The organism is Exiguobacterium sp. USCH10 (assembly GCF_037619445.1).
Taxonomy (GTDB): domain Bacteria; phylum Bacillota; class Bacilli; order Exiguobacteriales; family Exiguobacteriaceae; genus Exiguobacterium; species Exiguobacterium aestuarii_A.
Genome location: NZ_JAQPZO010000021.1, coordinates 1 through 4622 on the forward strand (window position 1 = coordinate 1; position 4622 = coordinate 4622).

General features: G+C 44.0%; 4 protein-coding genes. 1 reads left to right on the forward strand and 3 read right to left on the reverse strand.

Features of this window, described 5'->3' with window-relative positions; translation table 11 throughout:
• Window positions 1-307: 307 nt before the first annotated feature.
• From PQI28_RS15505 to PQI28_RS15515, 3 genes are all read right to left on the reverse strand, one after another.
• Window positions 308-757: an Hsp20/alpha crystallin family protein gene (locus tag PQI28_RS15505; RefSeq protein WP_214686324.1), complete on the reverse strand. Its 450-nt coding sequence runs from the start codon at window positions 755-757 to the stop codon at window positions 308-310.
• A 210-nt stretch (window positions 758-967) separates the two neighbouring features.
• Entirely contained in the window at window positions 968-1990 is a 1023-nt protein-coding gene (locus tag PQI28_RS15510) for a hypothetical protein (protein WP_339963823.1), read from the reverse strand.
• A gap of 406 nt (window positions 1991-2396) precedes the next feature.
• A complete protein-coding gene (locus PQI28_RS15515; protein ID WP_339963825.1) occupies window positions 2397-2885 on the reverse strand; it encodes a hypothetical protein in 489 nt (162 codons plus the stop codon).
• Between the two features lie 1368 nt (window positions 2886-4253).
• Here PQI28_RS15515 and PQI28_RS15520 point away from each other — a divergent pair.
• Window positions 4254-4538 (forward strand): hypothetical protein, encoded by a 285-nt coding sequence (locus PQI28_RS15520; protein WP_339963824.1) that lies wholly within the window; start codon window positions 4254-4256, stop codon window positions 4536-4538.
• Window positions 4539-4622: the final 84 nt, after the last annotated feature.

Consider the following 4622-nt stretch of genomic DNA (forward strand, 5'->3'; position numbering starts at 1 on the left):
ATTTCGTGCCACTCTCGTGTTTTCGCCGGCACATTTCGTGCCACTCTCGTGTTTTCGCCGGCACATTTCGTGCCACTTTTGGACTTTTGATGATATCACGGAAACCCCAGGCTCTGCTTGGGCTATCACGGAAAGTGATAGCAGTTTTCCCTTATGCTCTTTGAACACTTGTTTATACGGGATTCCTCCGACAACAAATCGTATCAGCTAACAGAAACGGGAAATCTTGATTCTTCCAGGGAAATGATTATCAAAAAAAAGAAAGGCGAAACGCCTTTCTTTCAGGAGGAATCACACGAAATAAACGTTACTCAATCATGATGCGTTTCGAGGTCTCTAAATGCTCTTTCTTAGGAAGAGTCAATGTCAAAACTCCATCTTCCAATTTAGCTTGGGCGCCCTCTTCACTCACATCTTTCAACAAAATGCTACGGGACATCTGAGACATCCGACGTTCTCTATGAATATATTTATCCCCTTCTTCTTCCGAAACTTGTTCATGTTTAACGGATAGGTTGAGACGACCGTCATCGATCGTTAGATGGATATCTTCTTTTTTGACTCCAGGCAGTTCCGCCTCAATAACATACTTCTCTCCCTCGTCTTTGATGTCCACCTTAAATGTGTCGTGTCTTAAGCTTCTTTCAAATGGAAATCCGCTTACCGAGAAAAAGTCATCTAACATGTTCGAAAAATCATTAAACCCAAGGTTCATCAAATCATTACGCTTCTTGTTGAAAGGAATCAAACCAGCCATGATAATCACTCCTTAGATTTTTATTTTTAGCACTCGTATCTATAGAGTGCTAACCACAATTTATAAATATCAAAAATCAAAAAAAACGTCAATAAAAAAACGACCGATTTCACCCAAAAAGTTTGTGAAATCGGTCGTTTTTCATCTGTTTTTTTGACTTCGGCTTGAGTGCGTCGTCAAGTTTGCGTGGAGTTTTTATTTCACGCAAACTTATTCGTTTTTTAGAGAATCCTTCTCTCTGTACGCCGCGATTTCTTCTGCCGTCAAAACAGCAGATCCATTCGCGACTAAGTGGCCGATTTTCGTCCGGAAGCTATCTTTCAAACCACTATCAACCAATGTACGGTCTATCAAATAACGCTTAGTCGATAACCCCGGCTCTTGGATTTCGATTTCTTTAATAACCTTGTGCGTCGGCGGCTTTACGCCATCTTCCGTGACAACATTGAATTCAGACTCCATATTTCTGTACTCATCTTGTCTTCTGTAAAGCGAGTGCGACAAATACTTCTTTGGGTCATACAAGAACGTTCTCGAAATGATACGAACAGGAATCAACAATACCGGGCGCCCAGAATGGTCAAATAAGGTTCTCTCTCTGAAGATGCCCCACTCTTTCGATTCGACGTTCCACACGTAGCCGAGTCGAACGGGTTTATTCGAAAGATGCACTTCGTTGATTTTGTGTTTTTCAACCTGAAGAAGCGTGAACTCTGCAAGTTCAGGGATGATTAGACTGATAATGAAGTCAGACATTCTGTCGTACGCGAAATTTTCCGTGAACAATGTTAGTTCTTCGGGGTTTTGAATCACGCCGAGTTCATAGAGTCTTTCAACGTAGACGTAATCGAAAGCATCCTTGAGAATTTCAAAGGAACTTCCTTTTCCAGGTGAACCAATTTTACCGAACCCGAGATGGGTCGACTGCGTTTCTCCCGACTTCCCAAGGATTCGTTCGAACGATTCCATATTCGCTTCCAAGTCCAAATCCCCATCTTCATCCAGGCTTTCATAAAGACTTAAAACACTCTCGAAGAAGTTGTCGATTGTTCTTTGCATGCGAACGAACAAATATTGATAGCGACTCTCTCGTGTCGCTTCGTATTTAATTTTTGCCGCGTCCACAAAAAATAGTGAATCCGCGTTGAGGTAAACATCCAAAAACTCAAAAGTTTTCGGATCCTCCTTAATCCCATAATGCTTACTGAATAGAATTTTTTCTTGTCTTCTCATAAGGTAAGACTTCCTCTCCGACCTTTTTAGGTCATTTGTTATTGAAGAGAGGACTTTATTCGTGCTACATTTACTAATGACGGTAAGAAATGTAGATACTTCAAAAGCCTCTCTAGTTTGCGACTCAGCATATTAGAGGCTTTTTTTTTGCTTTTTTCGCTTGTTTGTACACCAAAAAATTCCATTCCTCCCATCTAAGCCCTTAAAAAGACTATAAAAGTCCTTAATTGATTATATCATAAAATAGTATTTTAAGCAATGGGAATATCCGTTCTTTTTTCACGAAACAAACTTTTAACAAAGGTTTTTTGAAGAAATAAAATATTTTTAGGATTATAAAAAAAGGGGAGTGATGAATAATTCATCACTCCCCTTTGAAACTATTTTTTACCATTACTCAACCAAATCATAGTTTCTCAAAACCTCTTACTTTTTTTGCGTAATCTCGTAGCACACCCTCGACCAACTCGTAGAGTTTTACATCGTTCTCCAGGGCGATCTGCTTCAACTGCTTATGTAGGACCGCATCCATGTCCAAGGAGACTTTCTTCCGGACGATCTGTTCGGGCCTCGTCTCAATCGCGAAATAATCGTCGTCTAATTGGGATTGCCCCGTGACCGGGTCGATTTTTAACGGATCAGACGCGATTTTCTTCGGTTTCGGTGTACTGACACGACTTGATTGCACGAAATCGAGCACTTTCTTGTTCGCATTTGGATGGCTGCGGTCGATGTGCCACCGTTTGGTCCGTTGGTCGAACGTCGCCCCAGCCGACTTCAACGCCTCGCGAAGCTTCTCCTTACCCACCGGCGCATGTTCTTTCGCCAAATCAAGGAACTTCATGTCCTCATTCAACTTGGTCACCTCAAAGATCGTCAGTTCCATGTTCTTCATAGCCACACATCTTCCTTCCTAACTTTTAACTAACCTTCCCTTTTACCCTCTTTTATTCTAAGTTTCCGGGGCTGATCCCTGCTTGTTTTCCCTTATGGATCGCCCTGCCATCCTGTCGGATGTCTCGGGCGATCCTCTCAAGGTCTCTCTTCTCTCTGCTGAACGCACTTCGCTACGGCGTTTGCGCCTTCGCTCGCTTGTCGGGGCACATGCGGAACACGTCGCCAGACTACGCTAGGCTCGTATTCCTCGTGCCACATATGAATTTGCACCTTCTCTTGCTTCCTCGCTGATCTGTTTGCTCTTTGTTCTTTTCTTTTTAGAACTTGGAAAGAAAAAGACTTGAAACCAAAGAACGCACCGGGCATACTCCGGTAGGGAAGATAGGAAACGGCTGGATGGGCAGACTAACCCCTTTGAAAAAGGATGCGGTTAAAATCTGCCCACCACGTTCTCCGTCTAGTGCAAGACGAGGTATCCGTATGTCTAGGCGTTCCAAGACTCCGAGGTGTCTCAACCCCGACATGTGACTCGCTGCGCATCACTCGCGCACACAAGGCGTTTCCACGCCCTACCTTGCTGCCTTTCGGCGACTCGTCACATAACCCACTGCACGACGGCCAGAGCCGTCCTGCGTCGTGTCACAGCAATCATACAGCCGCCTACGAGGAACTCCCCCACCGTTTGTCGTGGGACTGCCTCCGGTCGTACCATATGACCCCGTCTGAACCTCTCAACGATCTTTACCATATCCCCGAAGGGACTTAGGCTATGTACAGGGCTTTCCGTCCTTCCCCTGCTAACGTCACACCGATTGCTGGAACCGCATTGGTGACCGATCTACTTTGTTGCGTCGGCTAGATGGACCTACTCGTTTTAAGAGCGAGTGCAGAACTCTGATATGTAAAAATCAATAGAAAAAGGACGTCGTCCGAATAGAGAGTTTCGTAAAACTCGCTACTGAACGACGCCCTTTTTTATACTAAAACCTTGAATGTTAAAGGTTTCCTTAGTATGATAGGTGCATCTAAGTTGAAGTCACGTCCAATGTGCCTTCAACGATCAATAGCTAGTGTTCCACCACTCGCTATTCAAAAGCGTCACTTCGATGATCATCAACCCGTTTGGCGACAGGTTGATAGGAGAAGTGGCGTTTTTTGTTGTTTCCGTCCGTATTTTGTTACTGCTTATTGTACGCCTTCTTGATTTTTCTGACAATACGTTATTTCAGTATCCTTCCAAAACCTTTAGCTAAAAGCCATTGCTTTTTTCGACCGAACGGGCGACCATAAAAATACTGCCTGACAAGTGTCAGTATGTAAATGGGCACTCCTTATCTTTGATATCTCGTGAAGGGACGAAAACAATATGCAGCGACCACGAATGACCAAGCCAAACGACATACCAAAACTACTCACGATCGCCGATCTTTCTCTTCGTTGGGATATGCCGAGACAAAGTCTACACGACAAAAAAGGAGAGAACAATTTTCCTCTCCCAGTGCAATATGTCGCGAACAATCGGACGGCACTCTTCCTCGAAAGCGACATCATCGAATACGAAAAAGAGAATCCATACATCAAGACAAGAGCACAACGGGAAGCGCGACGGAATTTCATTTTCAAGTTGTATATGGACGCGAACGACGAATAAAAAAAGTGGCACATTTCGTGCCACTCTCGTGTTTTCGCCGGCACATTTCGTGCCACTCTCGTGTTTTCGCCGGCACATTTCGTG

Coding starts and splice junctions, on each gene's coding strand:
- PQI28_RS15505 (WP_214686324.1), bottom strand. CDS start 757: ATGGCTGGTTTGATTCCTTTCAACAAGAAGCGTAATGATTTGATGAAC.
- PQI28_RS15510 (WP_339963823.1), bottom strand. CDS start 1,990: ATGAGAAGACAAGAAAAAATTCTATTCAGTAAGCATTATGGGATTAAG.
- PQI28_RS15515 (WP_339963825.1), bottom strand. CDS start 2,885: ATGAAGAACATGGAACTGACGATCTTTGAGGTGACCAAGTTGAATGAG.
- PQI28_RS15520 (WP_339963824.1), top strand. CDS start 4,254: ATGCAGCGACCACGAATGACCAAGCCAAACGACATACCAAAACTACTC.